This window comes from Sphingomonas sp. 2R-10, from assembly GCF_030062225.1.
Lineage (GTDB): Bacteria > Pseudomonadota > Alphaproteobacteria > Sphingomonadales > Sphingomonadaceae > Sphingomonas.
Genome location: NZ_JASCXF010000003.1, coordinates 114,999 through 139,249 on the forward strand (window position 1 = coordinate 114,999; position 24,251 = coordinate 139,249).

13 protein-coding genes are annotated in these 24,251 nt (G+C 68.3%); 5 read left to right on the top strand and 8 right to left on the bottom strand.

The features are described from left to right. Position 1: 1 nt before the first annotated feature. From QLH51_RS02395 to QLH51_RS02415, 5 genes are all read right to left on the bottom strand, one after another. On the bottom strand, positions 2 to 3,070 hold the full coding sequence (locus tag QLH51_RS02395; RefSeq protein WP_206428853.1) for a TonB-dependent receptor: 3,069 nt from the start codon (positions 3,068 to 3,070) through the stop codon (positions 2 to 4). A gap of 133 nt (positions 3,071 to 3,203) precedes the next feature. Continuing rightward, positions 3,204 to 4,841, bottom strand: a complete 1,638-nt coding sequence (locus QLH51_RS02400) for an endo-beta-N-acetylglucosaminidase (protein ID WP_125655203.1) — start codon at positions 4,839 to 4,841, stop codon at positions 3,204 to 3,206. Beyond that, complete coding sequence (locus tag QLH51_RS02405; protein WP_125655201.1) at positions 4,838 to 7,252, bottom strand: beta-mannosidase; 2,415 nt, start codon at positions 7,250 to 7,252, stop codon at positions 4,838 to 4,840. The genes QLH51_RS02400 and QLH51_RS02405 overlap by 4 nt, the downstream gene beginning before the upstream one ends. After that, the gene (locus QLH51_RS02410; RefSeq protein WP_125655199.1) at positions 7,249 to 10,248 is read right to left on the bottom strand and encodes a GH92 family glycosyl hydrolase; all 3,000 of its coding nucleotides are present in this window, start codon (positions 10,246 to 10,248) and stop codon (positions 7,249 to 7,251) included. The genes QLH51_RS02405 and QLH51_RS02410 overlap by 4 nt, the downstream gene beginning before the upstream one ends. Further along, a complete protein-coding gene (locus QLH51_RS02415; protein ID WP_206428852.1) occupies positions 10,245 to 12,131 on the bottom strand; it encodes a sodium:solute symporter family protein in 1,887 nt (628 codons plus the stop codon). Before QLH51_RS02415 ends, QLH51_RS02410 begins: the two co-directional genes overlap by 4 nt. A 205-nt stretch (positions 12,132 to 12,336) precedes the next feature. Between QLH51_RS02415 and QLH51_RS02420 the strand changes: the two genes are divergently transcribed. The 3 genes from QLH51_RS02420 (at position 12,337) to QLH51_RS02430 (ending at position 16,864) form a co-directional block, all read left to right on the top strand. Continuing rightward, entirely contained in the window at positions 12,337 to 13,326 is a 990-nt protein-coding gene (locus QLH51_RS02420) for a LacI family DNA-binding transcriptional regulator (RefSeq protein WP_125655195.1), read from the top strand. 275 nt (positions 13,327 to 13,601) lie between these two features. Then, positions 13,602 to 14,510, top strand: coding sequence for an ROK family protein (locus tag QLH51_RS02425; protein ID WP_164516067.1), 909 nt, complete (start codon positions 13,602 to 13,604; stop codon positions 14,508 to 14,510). 17 nt (positions 14,511 to 14,527) lie between these two features. After that, positions 14,528 to 16,864 (top strand): GH92 family glycosyl hydrolase, encoded by a 2,337-nt coding sequence (locus QLH51_RS02430; protein WP_125655190.1) that lies wholly within the window; start codon positions 14,528 to 14,530, stop codon positions 16,862 to 16,864. A gap of 4 nt (positions 16,865 to 16,868) precedes the next feature. On the opposite strand, the gene QLH51_RS02435 is transcribed toward QLH51_RS02430, so the two are convergent. Then, on the bottom strand, positions 16,869 to 18,272 hold the full coding sequence (locus tag QLH51_RS02435; RefSeq protein WP_125655188.1) for an amino acid permease: 1,404 nt from the start codon (positions 18,270 to 18,272) through the stop codon (positions 16,869 to 16,871). Positions 18,273 to 18,926: 654 nt separating this feature from the next. Between QLH51_RS02435 and QLH51_RS02440 the strand changes: the two genes are divergently transcribed. Next, positions 18,927 to 20,108, top strand: a complete 1,182-nt coding sequence (locus QLH51_RS02440; protein WP_125655186.1) for a M24 family metallopeptidase — start codon at positions 18,927 to 18,929, stop codon at positions 20,106 to 20,108. Between the two features lie 136 nt (positions 20,109 to 20,244). Here the strand turns inward: QLH51_RS02440 and QLH51_RS02445 are convergent, their stop codons facing one another. After that, positions 20,245 to 22,692, bottom strand: coding sequence for a TonB-dependent receptor domain-containing protein (locus tag QLH51_RS02445; RefSeq protein ID WP_125655184.1), 2,448 nt, complete (start codon positions 22,690 to 22,692; stop codon positions 20,245 to 20,247). Between the two features lie 58 nt (positions 22,693 to 22,750). Then, positions 22,751 to 23,500, bottom strand: a complete 750-nt coding sequence (locus tag QLH51_RS02450) for an arylesterase (RefSeq protein WP_125655182.1) — start codon at positions 23,498 to 23,500, stop codon at positions 22,751 to 22,753. On the opposite strand from QLH51_RS02450, the gene QLH51_RS02455 reads away from it, so the two are divergent. Continuing rightward, on the top strand, positions 23,499 to 24,194 hold the full coding sequence (locus tag QLH51_RS02455) for an ABC transporter ATP-binding protein (RefSeq protein WP_206428851.1): 696 nt from the start codon (positions 23,499 to 23,501) through the stop codon (positions 24,192 to 24,194). The genes QLH51_RS02450 and QLH51_RS02455 overlap by 2 nt on opposite strands. The last annotated feature ends 57 nt before the right edge of the window (positions 24,195 to 24,251 follow it).

The following is a 24,251-nucleotide window of genomic DNA, read 5'->3' on the forward strand; positions in this document are numbered from 1 at the left end:
GTCAGAACTTGAACGTCGCGCCGGCGAACGCAATCCGCCCCGAATAGCCGTTGGTCCAGAACCGGGCCTTGGTATCGTTGCCCAGGTGCTGGCGCAGCTCGGACTTGGTCAGGTTCAGCACCGATGCCGTCAGCACCAGTTGCGGCGTGATGTTGAACGCGACGTTGACGTCCACCTGCTCGTACGGCTCGGTATAGATGGTCAGCTGGTTGTGGGTGCCGTTCACCACCTCGCCGCGCCGGTTGTACGATGCCCGCGCGAGGAACCGGTCGTTCTCGTAGAACAGCGTGAAGTTCGCCTGGTTCTCGGCGCTGCCGACCAGCGGCGATTCCGCGATCTCGCGCCCGGCCAGCACGACGGCGGCGGTGTTGGTGTCGTTGAACGTCAGGTTGGCCTGATAGCCGACGCCGAAGTCGAACGTATGCTGGGCATAGAATTCGATGCCCTGCGACACGCCGTTCTGCCCGTTGGCCTGGGTCGAGAAGTTGCGGACGTTGACCGTCTCTCCGCCGATCGTCACCGCCTGGTCCTGCGACACCGGCACGACGAAGTTCTTCACGTCCTTGCGGAACAGGCCGATGCCGATCACCGACCCGCGATGGTAATACCATTCGAGGCCAAGGTCGTACTGCCACGCCTGGAACGCCTCGAGGTCCTTGTTCGAACCGCTGCCGGTCCAGCCCGGCTGGCTGGTGCCGCCACCGGCCACGCGGTCGCTGCTATATTCCTCCGACACGAAGTTCAGCGCGCCGGGGAAGGCGAGGTTGGTGAACGCCGGCCGCGCGATCACCTTCGCCACCGCGCCGCGGGCGACGAGGCTGGGGGTGAAGTCGAACGCGACGTTCAGGCTGGGCAGGACGTCGGTATAGGTCTTGTCGAGCGTGTTCAGCTCGAACGTCTTCTCGCGCACCTCGGCCCGTACGAACCCGCTTTCGCAGATCTGGTTCGCGGCGCCCGGCGTACAGGCACGCGGACGGCCGTCGGGACCATCGGCGAAGTAATCGAGGAAGCGCTCGACCGCGTCGGTCGATTCCGCGCGCTGCCTGGTGTGGACCACCCGCACGCCCCAGTTGCCGCGCAGGCGATCGGTCTTGAAGTTCGCCTGGACATAGCCCGACCAGATCTTCTCACCCACTTCGTAGATGAAGTCCGGCTCCTCGAACCGCACCGACCCGCCGTAACGATTGTCGAGATAGCCCAGATAGTTGGTGAAGTTGATGCCCGGGAACACGTTGGCGCTGAACCCGCCGGGGATGTTGGTGATCGGGTCCGACAGGAAGAATTCGGGCCGTGCGGTGCTCGCGGTCGTATCGCACTGCTGGTAGCGGGTGGTCGTCCCCGGGCAGTTCCAGATGGTGTTGCCGGTGTTGCGATGCACCGATCCGTCGCGATACTTCACGCCGAACTGCAACGTGTCGAACGCCCCGTTCGACACCAGCCACGTGCCGTCGGCCTGGCCGTAATATTGCGAGATGCGGGTGTTGATCCACGACGAGTCGGTCGACCCCACATCGACCTCGGCAAAGCCGCCGAGGATGCGGTCCTGCAGGTCGGGCGAGAAGGTCATCGACGGCGTGCCGGTCAGGTCCCATGCGGTCGAACGGTTGCCCGGCTGATACTGGCCGTTGATCGCCACGCGCGGCTTGGCCGACATGCGGAAATTGATCGACGGTCCGCCTTCGGACCAGGTGCGCCCGAGCTTCACCGCGCCGACGAAGTTGTCGCTCTTGTACTCCGCCTCGAAATCGGCGGTCTGCGACAGTGCTTCCTCGCGGCTGTAACCGCCGGTCAGCTGCGGGGTCGGCACGGTGCAGTCGTCCGGACCCCAGCCGCCGGGACGCTGGCCGCCCGCTGCGGCCTGCGCCTCGCTGCAATAATATTGTTTGCCGTTTACCAGGCTGAACTGCGCGCCGGTCACGATCGTGCCGCTCGGATCGAAGTTCAGCCGGTCGAGCAGCCGCCCGCCCGCCCAGTTGCCATCGCCGTTGAAGCGGGCGATGTTCCACTCCGGCACCTTCAGCGAATTGTTGACATAGTCGCCGGTCAGGTTGAACCGGAAATAATTGGCGGTCAGCGTCAGGCCATCGGTCGGCCGCCACTGTGCCGTCGCCTGCACGCCCAGCCGTTCGCGATTTTCGTCGCGAATGCCGAAATTGACCGCGGTCGGCATGAAGAAGCCCGAATAGCGCCGGCCGTTCTGGTCGTTGAACCCCGACTGGCCCCACCATTCGCTGGGCTGCGGCGAAAAGGGCGTGCCGTTGACGTCGACGCCGCTGCGGGCCGGGTTCTGATCGTACCACAGCCAGTCCTCGGTCGTGGCGCTCATCGTGCGCGTCTGGCGCTTCTGCCACGTACCGCTCACCAGCACGCCGAACGTCTCGTCCTTGTTCTTCCACGACAGCTGGCCCGACAGCTGCGGGTCGACGCCCTTGGTCGTGTCGGCATAGGTGCCTTCGGCCGTGACGAAGCCCGACCACGCCGGCAGGTCGAGCGGACGGCGGGTGTGCAGGATCACCGTGCCGCCGATGCCGCCTTCGTCGATGCGCGCTTCGGACGACTTGAACAGCTCGGCCTTGCCCAGCAGGTTGGACGGCATCAGCAGGAAGTTGAACGAACGGGTCGCCTCGCTGTTCGTCTCCGACGACGCGATGTAGTTGCCGTTGAGCAGCGTCAGCGTCAGGTCGGGTTGCAGGCCGCGCACGCTGACCGTGCGTCCTTCGCCGCCGTCGCGGGTGATGACCACGCCCGGCACGCGCTGCAGCGCGTCGGCGACGTTGCGGTCGGGGAACTTGCTGATGTCCTCGGCGGTGATGACCTCGACCACCGCGGCGGCGTTGCGCTTGTCGCGCAGGTTGCGGTCGATCGACGAACGATAGCCGCTGACGACGATCTCGCCCTCACCCTCGCCCTGCGTCGCTTCCGCCGTGGTCGCCGGCGCGTCGGTGCCGACCGGATTGGCGCCGACGGTCGCCTGCGCCTGCGCGCCGCCCGCCAGTCCGAACATGCCTGCGGTCGCGACGCCGGCCATCAGCCCTGCGCGAACGGTACCGCCAAATCGAAACGCCTTCATCCGGTCTTCCCCGTCCCTGTCGCGCCCTTGCGGCCGCGTGTCCCTTGTCCCCGTCGGTCTTCCGCCGATTCGAGTCATCACATGATGTAATCGATTACATGCATGATCTGTCGCGAATATGTCAAGAGTCTTTCTAATCGCTGCAACCGGCCTCGATCGACATCCGGCCGAGGTTGAATGGCTCGGTAGCGGTACCGCGCACGACCACCGCCACCGCCACGTCGCCGGCCAGCCGCCGCACGCACCAGCGCGTCGTCCGCCAGTCCGCCGACCGGGGCATCGCATGCGCGACACCTTCGCCCACTTTCAGCGCATAACCGGCCCCACCACGGCTGACCGTCGTCACCGTCACCGGTCCGCCCAGCCGGAATGCGTAGAGCGGCACCGTCGCCCTCCCGCCCGAACCCTGCGGCGCGATCCTGAGCGACGACCCGCCGCGGAACGGCCGGGCAAAGTCATAGTCGACGGTGACGCGACGCCGGCCGAGCGTCGCGAACTGCCAGGTCGGCAGCACGTCCTGCCGCGCCATGTCGTGCCACGGCCCGCCGACGATCGCGCCGTCCCGCGCATCGACCCTGCCGTGCCCGGTGTTGAAGCTGGTGCGGAACGGCAGCACCGGCACGATGCCGCTGGTGGGGGCAAGCGAGGCCACCCCCGGCCAGCCGGTGCGCGCGGGATCGGCAAGGTTGCGCGTATCCCCAGCGAACAGCCGCCGCTCGGCGTCGTAGAACCGTGCCACGTCGCGCGGATCGCGGTCGAAGTCGCTGAAACGCGGCGTGCGCGCGCCGCCGGGAAAGCTGTACCCGAAATGCGGTGCGAACAGCGCGATCGATCCCAGCGCCTTGCCGCCGGGCCGCTCGCGCACGCTGTCGAGCCAGCCGGAGTCGCGGAACGCCGGCTGCGCATCGCGCGCCGGCCACAGGTCGGCACCGATGAACAGCTCGTAGCGGCTGCGCCCCAGCCGCTGCGCCAGCGCCGCGCCGTCGACCAGCCCCTGTCGCGTCCAGTCGTAATTCAGGAACATCGCGTCGGCCGTCCGCCGCGTCCCGTCCTGCAAGAACCGGGCATTGGCCGGGTTCAGCGCATTCTGCCACACGACGCGCCCGTCGGGCAGCAGCGCGTCGTACCAGTGGATCGTCATGTCGCCGGGTGCGATCCGGCGCAGCTCGGCCATGAAGTCGATCATCGCCGCGCCGTCCGCGCCGGCGGTCTCGGCATTCACGAACCAGCCGTCGAACCGGTAGAAGCGCGCGATCCGCACCAGTTGCGCCGCCGCCGGGAACCGTCCCTGCGCATCGCGGCGCAGGAACGACGCCACCGTCTGCGGCGATCCGCCCCATGCCACCGGCGCGAAGAACACCGTGCCGATCACCGGCACCCCGTTGCGGTGCGCCGCCTCCACCCAGCCGCGCGACGGCAGCTGCACGCCGCGTATCGCGGTGCCGGCGAACCACGCGAAGATGTCGATCTGCGGCCAGTGGGTGAAGGTATAGCCGTTGAACCGCGCCGTCGCGGTGCGCTGCCCGCCCAGGTCGTTCATCCCGTCGGGGGCGTAGAGCACGCGCACCTGCGGATCGATGGCCGACCGCCGGTTGAGCGGTGCCACCCGGAACCGCTGCGCCAGCGGCACCCGCGCGACATTGCCCGGATCGGCGGTCGCCCCGTCCGGGGTCCAGCGCATCAGTTCGTCGATCGTCAGCGCGAGCGGCGCCCCCTGTGCCGCCGCCGGCGTACTCGCCAGCAGCGCGGCGGCGGCGACCGCCGCCCTCATGGCCGCGCAATCCAGTCGGTCAGACTGCCGGCCGACACCGCCGCCCCGTCCGGCAGCCGCCCGTCGCGCAAGCAGACCCGCCGCTCCTCACCCGGCAACAGGTCGAAATAATTGTCGGCCAGGTCGCCATGCCCGGCATCGACCACGATCCGTACCGCGCGCGCGAAGCGTTCCGCGGCCACGACGACCGCGCCATCCTCGACCCGCGCCCGCAACCCCGGATCGGGCAGGTCGCGCACCTCGCCCGACATCCGCACGTCGCGCGCGATCTCGACCCCTTCGGCGACGATCCGCCCGACCAGCACCGCGCCGCCATCCACCGCCGGCACGCGTGCGACGACCTCGGCACTGTTGCCGGCAATCGCCACCGGCCGCTCGCTGCGCCACGCCACCGCGCCGTCGAAACCGATCAGTTCGAGCACCAGCACCCCGTCGACCGGCTCGATCCGGTCGGACACGATATGGATGGCATGCCCGTCCGCCACCGCCTCCGCCGACAGGATCACCGGCGCGAACGACCGTGCCGCCTGATAGTGCAGCGCCTTCCACCGGCCGTAATAGTCGATGCTCGACCACGAGATCGCCGGGAAACAGTCGTTGAACTGCCAGTACAGCGATCCCATGCAGCGCGGCATCGCCCGGCGATGCGCCTCGAACGCGATGCGCAGGGCATCGGCCTGGGTCAGCTGGCTCAGGGTGCAGAAGGCGGCGAAGTCGCGCGGTTCGCCATATTCCTCGCGCAGGAACCGGCCGATGATCGCATCGCCGCGCGGATGCTTCTGGTGCAGCGCCAGCACCGCCGATCCCACTACCCGGTCTTCGGTATCGGTGAAGCGCTCGACCGACGCGATGTCGGGATAGGACTGGAACCCGTATTCGCTCATGAAGCGCGGCACGCGCTGCGCATAGGCGCTCAGCGGCTCCTCGCCATGCCATACGCCCCAGTAATGATTGTCGCCGCGCGCATCGTCGTCGGGGTCGTTCCAGAACCCGATCGGCGACGACGGCAGGTAGAAGCGTTCCGGGTCGTGTTCCTTCACGAGATCGGGCAGCAACCGCTCGAACAGGTCGCGATTGGCCGCGACCAGCCGCTCGAACAGTTCGGGCGGATAGCCGAACGTCGTCGGCCAGTTCCAGTGCGCGATGCCCAGCGATACCTCGTTGTTGCCGCACCACAGCGCCAGCGAGGGATGCCGCCGCAACCGCCGGATCTGCTGCCGCGCCTCTTGCGCCACCGTGTCGAGGAACGCCGGGTCGGACGGGTACAGCGTGCAGCTGAACATGAAGTCCTGCCAGATCAGGATGCCGTGTTCGTCGGCCAGATCGTGGAACAGGTCGCTCTCATACGTCCCCCCGCCCCATACCCGCAGCATGTTCATGTTGGCGTCGACCGCATCGCGGAACACCCGCGCGTAACGCTCGGGCGTCACGCGTTCGAGGAAGCTGTCCGACGGGATATAGTTCGCGCCCTTCATGAAGGTGCGCCGCCCGTTCACCTCGATCTCGAAACACTCGCCGATCGCGTCCGGCTCGTTGCGCACGCGGATGGTGCGCAGGCCCACGCGCGTCGTCGCCCGGTCGATCACCCCGGCGTCGTCGCTGAGCGTCGCCGTGAAGCCATAGAGGAACGCCTCGCCCAGCCCGTTCGGCCACCAGCGCCGCGGGTTCTCGATCACGACCCGCGTCGTCGTCCCCCGCACCGGCGCGACGCCCGCCACATCGCACGCGATCTCGACCGCGCCCGCACCCTCGACCGCCACGTCGAAGCACACCACCGCCCGGGCATCGTCGAGCACCTCGATGCGATACTGCACGTCGACGATCCGCCCGCGTCGCACCACGTCGAGCCACACCGGCCGCCACACGCCCGACGGCACGTATTTCGGCCCCCAGTCCCAGCCGAAATGATAGGGCGCTTTCCGCACATACGCGCTGGCATGGGCGTCGGTCTTGTCGTTCTCCGCCGGATACAGGAACCCGTCCGCCGCCTGTCGCGCCTCGCCGTGCAGGACCGGCGAGCGGAAGTGCAGCGCCAGTTCGTTCGCGCCCTCCCGCAGCAGCTCCTTCACCGCAAGCCGGTGCGCACGGAACATATTGTCGCTCGACAACAGCGCCACGCCGTTCAGCCGCACGTCGCACAGCGTGTCGAGCCCGTCGAACACCAGCGCCACCTCGTCGCCCGCCAGTTCCCCGGCCGTGACCTCGAACACGCAGCGATATTCCCAGTCGGCCCGCTCGATCCATTGCAGCCGCGGTTCGGCGTCGCGGTGATACGGGTCCTCGATCACCCCGGCGCGCCACAGGTCGGTGAAGTTCGACCCCGGCACCTGCGCCGGCAGCCAGTCGTCCTGCCCGACCTGGCGAAAGGTCCAGCCGCTACCCAGTACGCGGCGGGTCGTGGCAGGCGTCATTGCAGGTTGATCTCGTCGAGGAACAGCCACGACGGTCGACCCGGTGGCTTGAGGGATGCGGGCAGGTCGCCCCATGCGACCCCGCGGATACGGTAATAGCGGTATGCGCGGCCGGGCAGCGCGATGCGGATACGCTCGACCTTCTGCGTCACCCCGCCCCACGGCCCGATGTCGCGATGACCGATCGGCACCAGCCGCGCGGGATCGTCCCCGGCCAGCACCTCGATCCGGCGCGGCGGCATGATGCCGTTCATCGAATCGTCGAGATAGCCGATGGTCAGCGTCCGGGCCGGCTTCGCGCTGCCCAGATCGATCGTCGCGGTGATATCGCCCACCCGCCCGGTCCAGCGTTTGTCGCCGTACGCCGGACCGCCGACGATCCCGTCGACAAGCATCGCGCCGTCCTTCGCGCCATAGCCGATGCCGTCCTCGGCGATCGCGATCCGCGGGAAACCGGCCGGCGCGCCCTTCAGCAGGCTGCGGACATACTGCCGCTCCAGCGTCGTGCTCCGCCCCGGCGCCGGGTCGAACGCGGCGGCGCGCAGCACGGTGTCGCGATCGATCCGGACCGGCGCGGTATAGCGCGTCGACCCCGGCGTTGGCTCCCCGGCACCCCGCGTATAGCGGATGGTCCCGCCCGCCGCGCGCAGCGTCACGTCGCGCGTCGCCGCGAAGCGCGGATCGTCGACCGGGTCATAGGGCGCCCATGGCGCACGCTGCGTCACCGCGACCGGCGCCTTGTCGTCGAACGCGCCGAGGCTGCTGTCCGCCACCCCGGCACCCCAGCGTGACGGCTTCGCCCCCATCACGAAGCGCAGCGTGCCGCCCGCCAGCAATTGCCCATGCGTCAGGTAGCTCGACGTCAGCGGCCTGCCGTCCAGAGTCGCCGACTGGACATAGATGTTGCGCGACGACAGCCCGTCCGCCTCGACCACGAACGCCCGCCCGCCGGGCAGCGTCACCGTCGCGCGCCGGTGATAGGGCGCACCGATCTGGTAGGTCAGGTCGCCCGGCGCGACCGGATAGAAACCCAGCGTGCTGAACACATACCATGCCGACATCTGGCCGAGGTCGTCATTGTTGACCAGCCCGCCGGGCCGGTCCGAATACATCTCGCGCAGAACGCGGTTCACGTAATACTGGGTGCGGCCGGGCTGTCCCGCGAGGTTGAACAGATAGGGCATCTGGTGCCCCGGCTCGTCGCCATGGCCATAGCGCCCGACGAACCCCGACAGGTCGACATGCTGTTCGCCGCCGATCGGCGTCGTGTCGCGAAAGATGTCGTCGAGCCAGTTGCCAAAGGCCGCGCGGCCGCCGTGCAGCCGGATCGCCGCCGCCATGTCGTGCGGGGTATAGGCGGAATAGGCCCAGATGTTGCCCGACACGTAATGCCGGTTCAGGTCGCCCCAGTCGTCGCGTCGCATCGGTGCGAAGCGGCCATCGGCCAGCCGCGGCAACAGCCAGCCACTGGCCGGATCGTACAACTGCCGCCACCCGGTCGCGCGCGTCGCGAACAGCGCGGCGTCGTGCGTGCGGCCAAGCTTCGCCGCGACCTGTCCGATCGTCCAGTCCTGATAATTCTGCTCGGTCGTCTTCGACACCGAACTGGCGACGTCGGCGGGCACGAAGCCATAGCGCAGATAGCCGTCCATCCCGTTCAGGTCATAGACGTTGCTGTGCTTGGTCCGGTCGAACGCGCTTGCCCGGATCGCGGCATAGGCGCTGGCCGGATCGACGCCCGGCAGCCCCTTGATGACCGCATCGGCGACGATCGACACGATCGGATAGCCGATCATCACCCGGTTGTCGTGGCCGACCGCTTCCCAGCTGGGCAGGACCAGCCCGGCATCGCGGTGGCGCGACACCATGCTGGCGACGATCCCGCCGGCCTTGTCCGGATCGACGATCGTCAGCAGCGGATGGACCGCGCGATAGGTGTCCCAGTTCGAGAAGTTGCTGTATTGCTGGATTCCGGAGCGCAGTACCCGCCCCTCGACCCGGTAGTCGCCGGTCACGTCCGACACCAGATTGGGCGCGATCGCGGCATGATAGCCGGCGGTGTAGAAGACACGCTTCTTCGTCGCATCGCGCTCGTCGATGCGGATCGCCGACAGCCGCTTCGCCCATGTCGCCTGCGCCGCACGCCGCACCGTGTCGAAGCCCTGCCCCTCCGCCTCGGCCCGGAAATTGGCGAGCGCGCCTGCCGCCGACGCGTGCGAGATCGCCACCGCGACTTCCACCTGCCCGACGTTATTCGCAAATCGCACATAAGCGCGCCGCGCCGCGCCCGTACCCTGCCGTCCGGCGACCGGCCGATCGCCCTCGGTCAGCTGCGCCGCGACGAATGGCTGCGAGAAGCGCGCCACGAAATAGACGGTGCGCGCGCCCGCCGACGACCCGATCGTCCGCCGCCAGCCGCGAATCTCGCGGTCCGACACCACCTCGATCCCCGCCTCCAGCGCATGGTCGTCGCCGACCGCATGGATCGGATCGATCACGACATAGCGTTCGGCCGCGCCGTTGAACCGATAGCGGTGGAAGCCGGTGCGCAGCGTCGTCGTCAGTTCGACATCGACATCGGCGTCATCGAGGTGGACGCGGTAATAGCCCGCCTGCGCCTGCTCCCGGTCATGCGAGAAGCGCGAGCGATAGCCCGTCCCCGGCCGGTCGAGCGCACCCGCCGCCGTCCCCGCCACCCGCGTCGGCATCAGCAGGATGTCGCCCAGCGCGCCCAGCCCCGCCCCGCTGATATGGGTATGCGCGAACCCGTCGATGACGGTGTCGGTGTAATGATAGCCCGACGTCCATTTCCACCCGTCGCGGGTGTTCGACGGGCTGAGCTGCACCATCCCGAACGGCAGCGTGGCGCCGGGAAAGACATGGCCGTCGCCATCGGTGCCGATCATCGGATCGACCCATTGCACCGGATCGTCGGCCTCCTGCGCGGCTGCCGGCATCGCCAGCGCCAGCAGCATCGCCCCTGCGAACCACCTCACGGCCGCTGCTCCGCCGGGCCGTCGCCCAGATCCTCGGGCCAGTCGGCCAGCCGCCGATACCAGGTCCGCCACAATATCCCTCCACACACCAGCACGACCGCCAGACACGCGGCCATCGCGGCAAAATTCTTGACCACCAGAAACACCGGCGTCGCCACCAGCGCGGTCTGCATCAGCGTGCCGACGACGATGTTGAACGCATTGCGCGGCAGATCGCGATTGGGCTGCGCCGCCGGGTTCTCCGCCTGCAACAGCGCCTGTACCGGACCCCAGAAGCCCCATGGCCGCACCTGCCGGTAGAAGCCCAGCAGCACCGCCGGATCGGTCGGCTTCGTCATCAGGCTGGCGGCGATCGCCACCGCGCCCGACACTAGAATGATGAGCGGGAACAGGTACAGCGGCAGGATCGCCCCCGCCCCCGGCAACAACGGCCCGAACACGAACGGGAAGCTCAGCGAACAGGCGATGCCCGCCACCATGCCGGCGAAATAGCCCTCGCCGTTGAAGCGCCACCAATACCATTTGATGACGTTCGATACGGTGTATCCGCCCCACAGCCCCGACACGATCCATTGCAACGCATCGTTGATCGACTGGACGAACAGCCCGATCCCCATCGCCAGCAGCACGACGGCGATCGACACCGCATAGCTCAGCCGCACCAGCAGCCGCTGCGACGCATTCGGGTTGACGTAGCGGCGATAGACGTCGTTGACGATGTAGAGCGGCGCGGCGTTCAGGCTGGACGCAAAGGTCGCCATGAACGCCGCCAGCAGGCCCGTGATGATGACCCCGCGCACGCCCGCGGGCATGAACGCCTGGATCGCGGCGGGCAGCAGGTTCTCGAAATCCACCTTGCCGCCCGACGCCAGATCGAGCCGGTCGACGAACACCAGCGCCAGCACGGTAAACCCGGCGATCATCAGGTACCGGATCGGCATCAGCACCACCGACACGAACCCGGTCACCTTCGCCGCGTCGCGCGGGGACCGCGTCGCCAGCACGCGCTGCATGTCGTAGCTGGGCGCAGGCCCCGCCGCGCTCTTGAGGATGCCCGAAAACAGCATCATCATCATCAGCGCGGTGAACAGCTCATACCCGTCGCCGGCGATCTTCGCCGCCGCCTCGGGCCGGATCGCGCTCCAGTCCAGTCCCAGATGCCAGCCGAAGCCCGGACTCATCCACCCCACGGGCGTCGCCGCCGCGATCTGCTGCGGCGTGACCATCGTCATCGCCATGCCCGCCACGAAGAACGCCGCCAGCGTCATGATCCCGAACTGCAGCACGTCGGTCCACACGATGCCCGGCAATCCGCCCAGCACGACATAGACCGTGACCAGCGTGGTGAAGAACACCGCATATGCGACCGGCACCTGCGCGGGCGACAGGTTCAGTCCCAGCGCCGGGCCGATCGCCTCCCACGGCAGGAACAATTCCATGAACTTGCCGATGCCGACGAACGCATAGACGAGAAACCCGACGACGCAGATGACCGAGAACAGCACGACCGACAGATGCGACAGCCGGCTGCCGCGATTGTCGCCGAAGCGGAACAGGATCCATTCCGCCCCCGAGCGCACGTTCGACCGCCGCAGCCAGATGGCGAGATACGCCATCAGGAACACCTGGTTGAACACCGGCCACAGCCACGGCAGCCAGATGCTCTTCATCCCGTACAGGAACAGCAGCGTCGACAGCCACATCGTGCCCGAAATGTCGAACATGCCCGACGCGTCGGACAGGCACAGCAGATACCATGGCATCTTCTTGTTGCCGAGATAATAGCTGTCGATGCTCTCGGCGGCGCGCGCGCGCACCTTCAGCGCGATCGCCAGCGTCGCCACCAGATATGCGAGCACGATCAGCCCGTCGATCGGCGCCACGCCGCCCCTCCCACTCCGTCCGGGCCATGCCGGAACCGCTTCGTTGCCGCGAAGACTAGGCAGCATCGCCGGGGCTCGCAAGCGAATAATGTAATGGATTACATGCGTCACACGGCGTATGCGCGTCGTCCATCCGTGCCCCGGCATGGCGCGCTTGACTTGGCGTCGGCGGTTGGCAGAACGATCACGCGGGGGAGCACCGGACATGAGCAGCATCATCGACGTCGCGAACGCGGCCGGCCTGTCGACCGCCACCGTGTCGCGCGCGCTGCGCACCCCCGAAAAGGTGACCGAGGCGACCCGTGCGCGGGTGATGGCGGCGGTGGTGGCAGTCGATTACCGCCCCAACCTGCTGGCGCGCAACTTGCGCTCCGACCGGTCCTTTTCGGTGCTGGTGCTGGTGCCGGGCATCGCCAACCCGTTCTTCGCCAACGTGACCGCCGGCATCGAATCGATCGCATGGCGGCGCGGCTACTCGGTGTTCCTCGGCGACACGCGCGACTCCCGCGACCGCGAGGCGCATTACGAACAGCTGGTCGAAACCCGGCTGGCCGACGGCGTGATCCAGCTGAGTCCCGATTACGGCTTCAACGCGCGCCAGCGGGCGGCGACCTATCCGATCGTCCATGCCTGTGGCTGCGAACTGACGCAGGCGCCCTCGGTCCGCATCGACAATGCCGGCGCGGCGCGCGAGATGGTCGACCACCTGATCGCCGCCGGCCACCGCCGCATCGCCGCGATCAGCGGCCCGGCGGCCAATCCGCACGCGGTCGACCGGATGAAGGGCTATCGCGCCGCGCTCGACGCCGCGGGCGTCGTGTTCGACCCCGCGCTGGTCCGTTTCGGCAACTGGACGATGGAATCGGGGCACAATGCGGCCGCCGAATTCCTCGCCCTGCCCGATCGTCCCACCGCGCTGTTCAGCATGAACGACGAGATGGCGATCGGCGCCATCCAGTCCGCCACGGCGCAGGGGCTGCGCGTGCCGCACGACCTGGCCATCACCGGCTTCGACGACATCAGCTTCGCCGCCCACTCCACCCCGTCGCTGACCACCATCGCCCAGCCAGCCGAGGCGATGGGTGCCAAGGCATGCGAGATCCTGATCGACCGGATCGAGGGCAAGGGCGCCGACGACACCGTCCATGTCCTGCCCCACGCGCTGATCGTCCGCCAGAGCAGCACGCCGCACTGACGGTGCAACCCGAACCCGATCGTACCCCCGCGCAGGCGGGGGTCCAGAGCCCGAAAACGAGACGGCCGCATCACCCCGGATTCGCGCCTGCGCGGCAATACGCGACGATCGTCCAGCGCTCACCGTACCCCGACCTTCGCCGGGGTACGGGACGGCAACCTCAACGCCGGATCGCCTGCAACCACGCACGAATTACCCTTGGCGCGGCCCGATGTAATGGATTACACGACCGACGAAGCGATGGCGAACCCGCCACGCGGCCGACAGGAGGGTGGATGATCGTCGGGGTCGATATTGGCGGACACCATGTCGCGGCGGCGGCGATCGCCGATGACGATCGCGGTGCGCTGCTGCCCGACAGCTATCGCCACGACCCCTGCGCGCCCGATGACGACCGCGATACGCTGATCGCCGCATGGGCCGGCGCAATCGATGCGGTGATCGACCGGGTTGGCCCCGACCGCGTCACCGGCATCGGCATCGCGATGCCCGGGCCGTTCGACTATGCCGCCGGGATCGGCCATTTCGCCGGCAATGCGAAGTTCACCGCGCTGAACGACGTCGATGTCGGCGCGGCGCTGGCGGCGGCACAGCGCTTCGCGCGCCCGGTCCGCTTCCTGAACGACGCGACCGCCTTCGCGATCGGCTGCGTGGCGATCGGGGCGGCGCCGGCGGACGACAACGTCGTCGGCGTCACGCTCGGCACCGGATTGGGCTCGGCGTTCCTGCGCCACGGCATTCCGGCGATCGACGGCGACGACGTGCCGCCGCACGGATCGCTGTGGCACCTGCCCTTTGGCGACGGCATCGCCGACGACCATGTCTCCGCCCGCTGGCTGACCGCGCGCATCCGCGACCGGCTGGACGGGGTCGATACCATCGTGGCGGGCGCCGAAGCCGCGCGCGCCGGCAACGCGGCGGCGGGCACGATCTTCGCCGAATATGGCACCAGCCTCGGCACGATCCTGTCGCCATGGGTGACCCGGTTCGGCGCGGGCACCGTCATGCTCGGCGGGCGCATCTGCGGGGCGTTCGACCTGTTCGGCCCGGCGCTGGCGGCGACGCTGCCTGCCACCGCGCTCGCGGTCCACACCGATACCGAGGACGCCGCGATCATCGGCGCCGCCGCCACCTTCGATCCCGCCTTCTGGGATCGCGCCCGCCACCATCTGCCGACCCGTTGAGAGAGAGGACCGTGTTCATGGCCCCGCCCCGCCTGACCGCCGCCGCCACCGCACTCGCATTGATCCTCGGCACCCTCGCCCCGGCGACCGCGCAGGAGCGCCGCGCCGATCCCGCCGATCTGGTCAACCCGCTGATGGGGACCGATTCGACGTACGAACTGTCCTACGGCAACACCTATCCGGCGATCGCGCTGCCATGGGGCATGAACTTCTGGACGCCGACCACCAACAAGGCCGGCGACGGCTGGGCCTATCGCTACCGCGACAGCAAGCTGTGGGGATTCAAGCAGACCCATCAGCCGAGCCCCTGGATGAACGATTACGGCGCCTTCTCGCTGATGGCGATGACCGGCGCGCCGAAACTGGCCGAGGCCGACCGCGCGTCGTGGTATTCGCACAAGGCCGAAACCGCCCGCCCCTATTACTACAGCGCCTACCTCGCCGACTATGACACCACGGTCGAGATCGCCCCGACCGAACGCGCCGCGCAGTTTCGCTTCACCTTTCCCGAAAGCGACCAGAGCTGGATCCTGCTCGACGCGTTCGACAAGGGATCGGCGGTCACCATCCTGCCGAAACAGCGCCGCATCATCGGCTGGGCGAAGAACAACAGCGGCGGGGTGCCGGCCAATTTCAGAAACTACTTCGTGCTGGAGTTCGACCGCGACTTCGCCGTCGCCGACACCTTCGGCGACGGCTTCAGGCGCCAGAGCGGGGTGACGACGGCCGAGGGCAAGCGCGTCGGCGCGCTGATCGGGTTCCGGACGCGCAAGGGCGAACAGGTGAACGTCCGCGTCGCCTCCTCGTTCATCAGTGCCGAACAGGCGCAACTGAACCTCGACCGCGAGCTTGGCCGCGACGGCTTCGACGCGACGAAGGAAAAGGCCCGCGCCACGTGGAACGCGCTGCTGGGCCGCTACAAGGTCGACGATCCGGACATCGACAATGTCCGCACCTTCTATTCGGCGCTCTACCGCACGCAGCTCTTCCCCCGCCGCTTCCACGAATATGACCGCGCCGGGAAGATGGTGCACTACAGCCCGTATAACGGGCAGGTGCTGCCCGGACCGATGTTCACCGACAACGGCTTCTGGGACACGTTCCGCGCAGTGTTCCCGCTGTTCACGATCATGGAGCGCAAGCTCGACGGCGAGATCATGGAGGGCCTCGCCAACACCTATCGCGAATCCGGCTGGCTGCCCGAATGGGCCAGCCCCGGCCACCGCGACGTGATGATCGGATCGAACTCGGCGGTGAACATCGCCGATGCGTATCTCAAGGGCATTCGCGGCTACGACATCGAAACGCTGTACGAAGCGATCAAAAAGAACGCGACGACCAGCGTCGGCCGCCCCAGATCGGCGGACGGCAAGACGATCAGCGCGGTCGGGCGCGAGGGCGTCGAATATTACAACCGCCTCGGCTACGTCCCCTACGACGTCGGCATCAAGGAAAGCGCCGCCCGCACCCTCGAATATGCCTATGCCGACTTCACCATCGCGCGCCTCGCCGAAGCGCTGGGCAAGAAGGACGACGCGGCGATGTTCCGCGCCCGTGCGCAGAACTACCGCAAGCTGTTCGACCCGACGGTCGGCTGGATGCGCGGGCGCAACCGGGACGGCACGTTCCAGACGCCGTTCAACCCGCTGAAATGGGGCGACGCCTTCACCGAAGGCAATTCGATGCACTATAGCTGGTCGGTGTTCCAGGACGTGCGCGGCCTGATCGACCTGATGGGCGGCGACCGCGCCTTCGTCGCGAAGATCGACCAGGTGTTCGACAGCCCGCCGAAATTCGACGACAGCTATTACGGCTTCACCATCCACGAAATCCGCGAGATGCAGATCGTGAACATGGGCAATTACGCCCATGGCAATCAGCCGATCCAGCACATGATCTATCTCTACGACTATGCCGGCGCGCCGTGGAAGACGCAGTGGCATGTGCGCAACGTCATGCGCCGCCTCTATGCCGCGCAGCCCGACGGCTATCCGGGCGACGAGGACAATGGCCAGACCTCGGCATGGTACGTCTTCAGCGCGCTGGGCTTCTATCCGGTGACGCCCGGCGCGAACCAGTATGTCATCGGTTCGCCGCTGTTCCGGCGTTCCGAACTGGCGCTGGAAAACGGCAAGCGCTTCGTGGTCGAGGCGCCGGGCAACAGCGCCGCCAACGTCTATATCCAGTCGGCGACGCTCAACGGCCGCAAGCTCGACCGCACCTGGATTTCGCAGGACGAGATCATGGCCGGCGGCACGCTGCGCTTCGTCATGGGGCCGACCCCGAACAGGACATGGGCGACCGGCCCCGGCGCCGCGCCCTATTCGATGACGCCGGCCGGGTCCGCCCGGTAGGCCGTCAGCCCGCCGGCCGGCGCAACAGGCTGTGGCGCCGGCTGTACAGCGCGTAGAACGCCAGCCCGACCGCGTTCCACACCGCGCACCAGAACAGCGTCGTCATCGGCAGGCTGGAAAACAGGTACAGGCAACCGAGGATCGTGAACGATCCGACGACGAACGGCGCCGGACAGCGGAACCGGCGCGGTGCATCGGGCGCACGGCGGCGCAGGATCATCAGGCTGGCCCCGACCGCGATGAACGCGATCAGCGTGCCGGCATTAGCCAGTTCGGCGATCCGGTCGAGCCGCACGAGGCCCGCGATCACCGCGATCGCGACGCCGGTCAGCAGCGTGATCCGGGTCGGCGCGCCCGAACGCGGACTGACCGCCGACAGCCAGCGCGGCAACAACCCGTCGCGCGCCATCACGAAGAACACGCGGCTCTGCCCGTACATCATCACGAGGATGACCGACGGCAGCGCGACCACCGCCGCCAGCGCGATCAGATACGCCGCGCCCGGTTGCCCCAGCGAGCGCAGCACCAGCGCCAGCGGCTCCGGGCTGTCGGCCAGCTGGCGGAACGGCACCGCCCCCACCGCGGCGACCGCGACCGCCATGTAGATCACGGTACACACCAGCATCGACCCGACGATCCCGATCGTCAGGTCGCGACCCGGATTGCGCGCCTCCTCGGCCGAGGTCGCGACGGTATCGAAGCCGTAGAAGGCGAAGAACACGATCGCCGCCGCCGCCATCACGCCGCGCTTGGCGCCGTCGACCTCGGTACTGCCGAAGCCATAGGGCATGAAGGGTTGCAGGTTGCCGCCGTCGAACGCGGGCAGCGCAAAGGCGACGAACACCGTGAGCGCCACCAGCTTGATGATGACCAGCACGATGTTCAGCGTCGCGCTCTCGCGCGTGCCGAACAGCAGCATTCCCATCACCGCCAGCGCCACCAGCACCGCGGGCAGGTTGACGATGCCGCCGCCATGCGGCCCGACCAGCAGTTCGGGCGGCAGCGTGACGCCGACCGCCTGCACCCATCCGACCAGATAGCCCGACCATCCGACCGCGACCGTCGAACATGCGAGCGAATATTCGAGGATCAGGCTCCATCCCACCACCCACGCCACCGTCTCACCGAGCGCGGTGTAGCTGAACGTATAGGCGCTGCCCGCCGCCGGGATCATCGTCGCCAGTTCGGCATAGCACAGCGCCGCGCAGGCGCAGACCGCCCCGGCGATGGCGAAGGCGAGGATCACCGCCGGCCCGGCGCGTTCCGCCCCCACCCCGGTCAGCGTATAGATGCCGGTGCCGACGATCGCGCCGACCCCCAATGCGATCAGGTGCGGCCAGCCCAGCGTCTTGGCCAGCCGCCCCTCCGGCGCCGCCGCGCTCGCCAGCGTCTTGCGTGGTCCGAACATCCTCACTCCCCCCTGTTATTCGTTGCCCGCACGCTGGACCCGTCGAAGCGATTGCGCAACATTCGTGCGTCGGGTGAGCGCAGGTACTTCCCCGAAGAAGTTCCGTTTGGTTCGAGCCTGTCGAGAACGGGGTTCCGCGGGAGGTAGCGCCGACGGGAAGACCCGCCCTCTCCCGTTCAGTTCGAGGACCGATCGACATTCAGGCCGTACCCCCGCGCAGGCGGGGGTCCAGAGTAACGGCAGGACGACATTCGTGGCTCTGGACCCCCGCCTGCGCGGGGGTACGTGAACCAGAAAGGCTCCTGATCCTGCTGGATGGCGCTCCAGTTCGCTGAACGTCGATCGGTCCTAGCCTGTCGAGAACCCGCCTGCCCCAAACAGCCCGTTCTCGACGGACGCTTCTCGACAAGCTCGAAGCTGCTCGAACCAATCGGTGTGGGTGGGGCCGGTGCGGGTAGCCAAGCTTGGCTTAGCCCATGTGGAATCTCATGAACCGTTCATGCTGAGTAGGGACTGAGCTTGTCGAAGGCCCGTATCGAAGTACCCGTACCTCCGGTCTCCCATCCGCCATTCCGACAATCACAATGACTACTCAACCCAAACGGGTCGGCGTAAGGTCGATCCCCTCCGCACCCCGCACAAGGACCAGCAGGCATGACCATCGGCGGATCGACCGCAGCGACCGAACTCGCGGCGCTCCAACCCTGGGCCACGCCCGCCCCGTCGATCACCCCCGCCGAACGCCGCGCCCGCATCGAGCGCGCCCGCGCGCTGACCGAGGCCGCCGGCGCCGATGCGTTGCTGGTCCATACCGGCGCGTCGCTCGACTATTTCACCGGGATTCCGTGGGGGCCGAGCGAGCGGATGGTCGCGCTGCTGCTGCCCGTCGCGGGCACCCCGCGCATCGTCTGTCCGGCGTTCGAGCGCGGCACGCTGGAGGCCGACCTGACCATCGCCGCCGACCTGCTGCTGTGGGAGGAGGATGCCGATCCGACCGCGCTGGTCCGCGACGCGCTGCCCGTCGGCGCGCGCCTCGCGATCGATCCGCTGCTGCCCTTCGCCTGGGGGCAGAAGCTCGCCCGCCACGGCCTGTCGCTCCTCGACGGCGCACCGGCGATCGACGGCTGCCGCAGCCGCAAGTCGCCCGCCGAACTGGCGCTGCTGCAACAGGCGAAGGACATGACGCTGGCGGTACAGGCCGCCGCCGCGCGCATCCTGCGGCCCGGCATCCTCGCCAGCGAGGTCGTCCGCTTCATCGACGACGCGCACCGCGCGATCGGCGGTGGCGGGTCGTTCTTCTGCATCGTCCAGTTCGGCCGCGCCACCGCCTTTCCCCACGGCCTGCCCGGCGACCGTGCGCTGGCGGAGGGGGAACTGGTGCTGGTCGACACCGGCTGTCGCGTCGGCGGCTATCACAGCGACATCACCCGCACCTACGCCTTCGGGCCGGTCGCCGACGAAGTCCGCGCGATCTGGGACATCGAACACGCCGCGCAGGCCGCCGCCTTCGCCGCCGCCGCCCCCGGCGTGCCGTGCGAGCAGGTCGATGCCGCCGCCCGCGCGCTGCTGGTGCGCGAGGGGCTCGGCCCCGACTATCGCCTGCCCGGCCTGCCGCACCGCACCGGCCACGGCATCGGCCTGTCGATCCACGAACCGGCCTATCTGGTGCGCGGCGACACGACGCCGCTTGAGCCCGGCATGTGCTTTTCGAACGAGCCGATGATCGTCGTCCCCGACCGCTTCGGCATCCGGCTGGAGGATCATTTCCACGTGACCGACGACGGCGCGGCATGGTTCACCCTGCCGCAACCGTCGATCGACCGCCCGTTCGGCTGACGAGACGCTGGTGAATGTCGCTCCCTAAGGGCCGATCGACATTCAGCGAATTGGAGCGCCATCCAGCAGGATCAGGAGCCTTCTGGTTCACGTACCCCCGCGCAGGCGGGGGTACGGCCTGAATGTCGATCAGCCTCTAGAAGTCGAGCCGCACCGTCGCCGAGATCGCCCGGCCGGTCAGCAACCGTCCGCGCACGATCCCGCTGGCCGGGATGCGGTCCTCGTCGATCCCGGTCAGCGCCACGACGTCGAACAGGTTGGTCGCGTTCAGCGACAGCAGCAGCCGCTCGGTCGCATGCACCTGTGCAAAGGCGTTGGTGGTGACATAGCCCGGCATCTTCAGCAGGTTGACGTCCTGCGCATAGCTGTCGGTCGTGCCGATGAACACCGCGCCCACCGCGAAGCGATCAGTGCTGATCTGCGGCGTCGCCTGGAAGATCAGGCTGGCCTGGTGGCGCGGCTTGTTGCCGTTGACCGTCGGATCGACCCGGTCGCGGACGATTTCCGCGTCGGTATAGGTCGCGCCGCCGTTCAGGCTGAACATCCCGTACCGGACGCCGCCTTCGAACTCGAGCCCCTTGGCATTGTAGTCGCGGGCGATGACCGCCCCGGTCGAGGTGTTGATGTTCGAATCCTGCGCATCGACGTGGAATCCGGTCAGGTTCAGCGTCAGGTTCGACCGGCGGTACTTCACGCCGATCTCGGCCTGCCTGACCGGGTCATAGGCCGCCGACGGGACCGCCAGGGCGCCGGTGGCGTTGTCGATCACCGTGCCGAAGGTGATGCGGTCGGCATTGGCCCGCGCGCCGCGGCTGTAGCGGGCGAAGACCGCCAGCGGTTCGGCGATGCGGAAGTTCACGCCGGTGGAATAGGACAGGTAGCGATAGCTGTAATCGACCAGCCCCGGTGCGCCGGGCGTCACGCCGACGCGCTGTTCGGGGGCGGAAATCACGCCGTCGCCGTCGATGTCCCGCACGACCTGCCCGATGCGGCCGCCGCCCAGTTCGACGCCGAACACCTGCCCCCTGGCATCGCCGAAGTCGTAGCGCAGGCTGCCGCCGATCGACACCCGGCCGATCTTGTAGTTGGCCGACGCGAACGGCGCGTTGACGCTGTAGTCCAGACGCAGCGTGCGGCGCTGCGTGCCCGACAGCGGGTTATAGGCATAGATGCCCGTGGCGGTCCGTGCCACGCCCGCGGCGGTGAACACGTCGAGCAGTTCGGCATCGCCGCCGCCCTTCACTTCGGTCACCGCGACGCCGTACAGGATCGACGTGTCGATCGCCTGCCGCGCGGCATAGAAGCCCGCGGTGGTCGTCAGCGCGCCCTCGCCCAGGTTCCAGACGCGACTGGCGCGCAGATCGTTGGTGACGTTGCCGACATCGGCCTGGCGACGGTTGCGGATGTTGTAGATGCCGATCAGCCCGTTGCCGTTGAGCGCGGCGGGATCGGCGACGATCTGTCCCGCACTGGCGCCCGTCGCATAGCGGAAGCTGCCGCCGGTCGCGCCCAGCCGCGTCAGTGCCGCCGCCGGGGTCAGATACTGGCTGCTGAACGGACCGATCAGCCCGCCCGAGCGGGCCGCGACGCGGAAGCGTTCGGTGATCGTCCAGTCGGCCAGCGTGAACTGCCCCTCGACGCCGACCGAGCGTTCCTTGACGCGCTGCCCCTCGCGGATGTCCTGCGTGATCGGCACGTTGCGTTCGTCCAGCAGCGTCACCGACTGGAGCGCGCGGGTCGACAGCGTGTCGCGGGTCGGGTCGAAACCGGCCACGGCCTTCAGTTCGGCATCGTCATTCGTGCCGCTGACCCGGAACGGCACCGAGTCGTAGAAGGGCGAGCGGTCGTCGAGATACTTGCCGTACAGCCGGATATAGCCCCCGGTGAACTCGCGGGTGATGTTCGCCTTGATCTGGCCGCCGCGCTGCCCGTCGAAGCCGATCCGGCGCGGCCCTTCACCCTGCCGGTAGAAGCCGCCGACGTGGAAGCGCACGGTGCTGGACAGGCGGCCGCCGTAATCGACGTCGGCACGATACTGGTCGAAATCGAGCCCGCCGGTCAGCGCGATCGCACCGCCGTCGCGTTCGCCCGTCTTGGAAATGAAGTTGATGATGCCGCCCGGCGAATTGGACGCGAAGGTCGACGCCGATCCCCCCCGGATCGCCTCGACCTGCGCGAGGTTCAGGTCGACGCGCAGGAAACTGTCCGAACTGGCGCCGACGATGTCGCCGAACTCCATGACCGGCAGGCCGTCTTCCTGCAACTGCACGAACTTGGCGCCCGACGACGACAGCGGCAGGCCGCGGATCGTGATGTTGGCGATGCTTTCGCCATTGGGCGCCTCGGCCAGCACGCCGGGAATGTCGCGCAGCAATTCGCCGACCGACCGCGGCGACAGCTTGGCGATCTCCGCCTCGCGCAAAACGCTGGTCGACGTCGCGCTGTCCAGCCGGTCGCGCCCCTTCGCGACGCCGGTCGTCACCGTGTCCGACCCCGGCGGCTGCTGCCCCGGTTCGACCGGCGCGGCACCCGCCACGCTCGCCATCACGCTGCACGACAGCGCCAGCAACACCCGAATTACCATCAATTCCCCCGATATGTTCGATTCGGGTCGGGGATAGCTGCGGCTGTTTGTAATAGGGTTAAGGCCGCAGCCGCTCTGCCACCACGGGGCCGAGCCGTGCCACGATCCGGTCGACGCCCTGCGCATTGGGATGGATGCCGTCGGGCAGCATCAGCTGCCGGTTGCCGATCACCCCGGCAAGGATGAACGGATCGAGCGTCGCGCCATATCGCTTCGCCATGTCGGGCCAGATGCGGTTGAACGCCGCGGCATAGTCGGGTCCCAGATTGGGCGGCACCATCATGCCGGTCAGCACCACCGGAATGTCGCGCCGTTTCAGCTCGTCCAGCATCGCGACGAAGTTCGCCCGCGTCTCGGCCGGCGGGATCTGGCGCAGCAGGTCGTTGCCGCCCAGGCCCAGCAGCACGAGGTCGGGCTTGCGATCCAGCCGGTCGAGCGTGAAGGCCAGCCGCTGCCGCCCCGCCGCGCTGGTGTCGCCCGAAATCCCGCCATTCACCACCCGCGCGTTGATCCCGTCGGCGCGCAGCGCGTCCTGCAGATCGTCGGGCAGGCTGTCGCCGCGCGCCAGCCCGTATCCGGCATACAGGCTGTCGCCGAACGCCAGCACCAGCCGCTCCGGCCCCGCGACCGGCGCTTGGGCACCGACCGGGCGCGGCGTCGCGTCGGCGGCGACGTTCACCGGGATCGCGTCGTTGCCCTCCGTCAAATCGGGCTGATTGCACGCGCCCAGCAGCAACGCGCCTTGGAGAATGGCGAACGTGCCCGCATATGGAAGTCCCTGCTTCGTCACTGGCGATAAATCTCCCATGCACTCGGTTCCGAACGATATGGTCATCGACGCGCGCGGTGTCACCCTGACGCTGGGCGATGGCGACGCCGCGACCGCCATCCTCCACGGCATCGACCTGGCGGTCCCCGCCGGGTCCAGCGTCGCGCTGCTCGGCGCATCGGGATCGGGCAAGTCGTCGCTGATGGCGGTACTGTCCGGCCTCGAACGCGCCAGCGGCGGGCAGGTCCATGTCGCCGGGGCCGATTTCGGGGCGATGGGCGAGGACGACCTGGCACGCGCGCGGCGCGGGCGCATCGGCATCGTGCTACAGGCCTTCCACCTGCTGCCGACGATGACCGCGCTGGAAAACGTCGCGGTGCCGATGGAACTGGCCGGGATGACCGACGCCTTTGCCCGGGCCGGGGCCGAACTGGAGTCGGTCGGCCTTGCCCACCGCCTCCACCATTATCCCGCGCAGCTGTCGGGCGGCGAGCAGCAGCGCGTCGCCATCGCCCGCGCGCTCGCCGGACGGCCGGCGCTGGTGTTCGCCGACGAACCGACCGGCAATCTCGACCGCGCGACCGGCCATGCGATCATGGACCTGCTGTTCGAACGCCGCGCCGCGACGCAGGCGACGCTGCTCGTCATCACCCACGACCCGTCGCTCGCCGAACGCTGCGACCGGGTGGTCGAACTGGCCGACGGCCGCATCGCACGGGACACCGGCCGGTGAGGGCGCTGCCAGCGCCCCCCGTTCGTACCCCCGCGCAGGCGGGGGTCCAGGGCGACA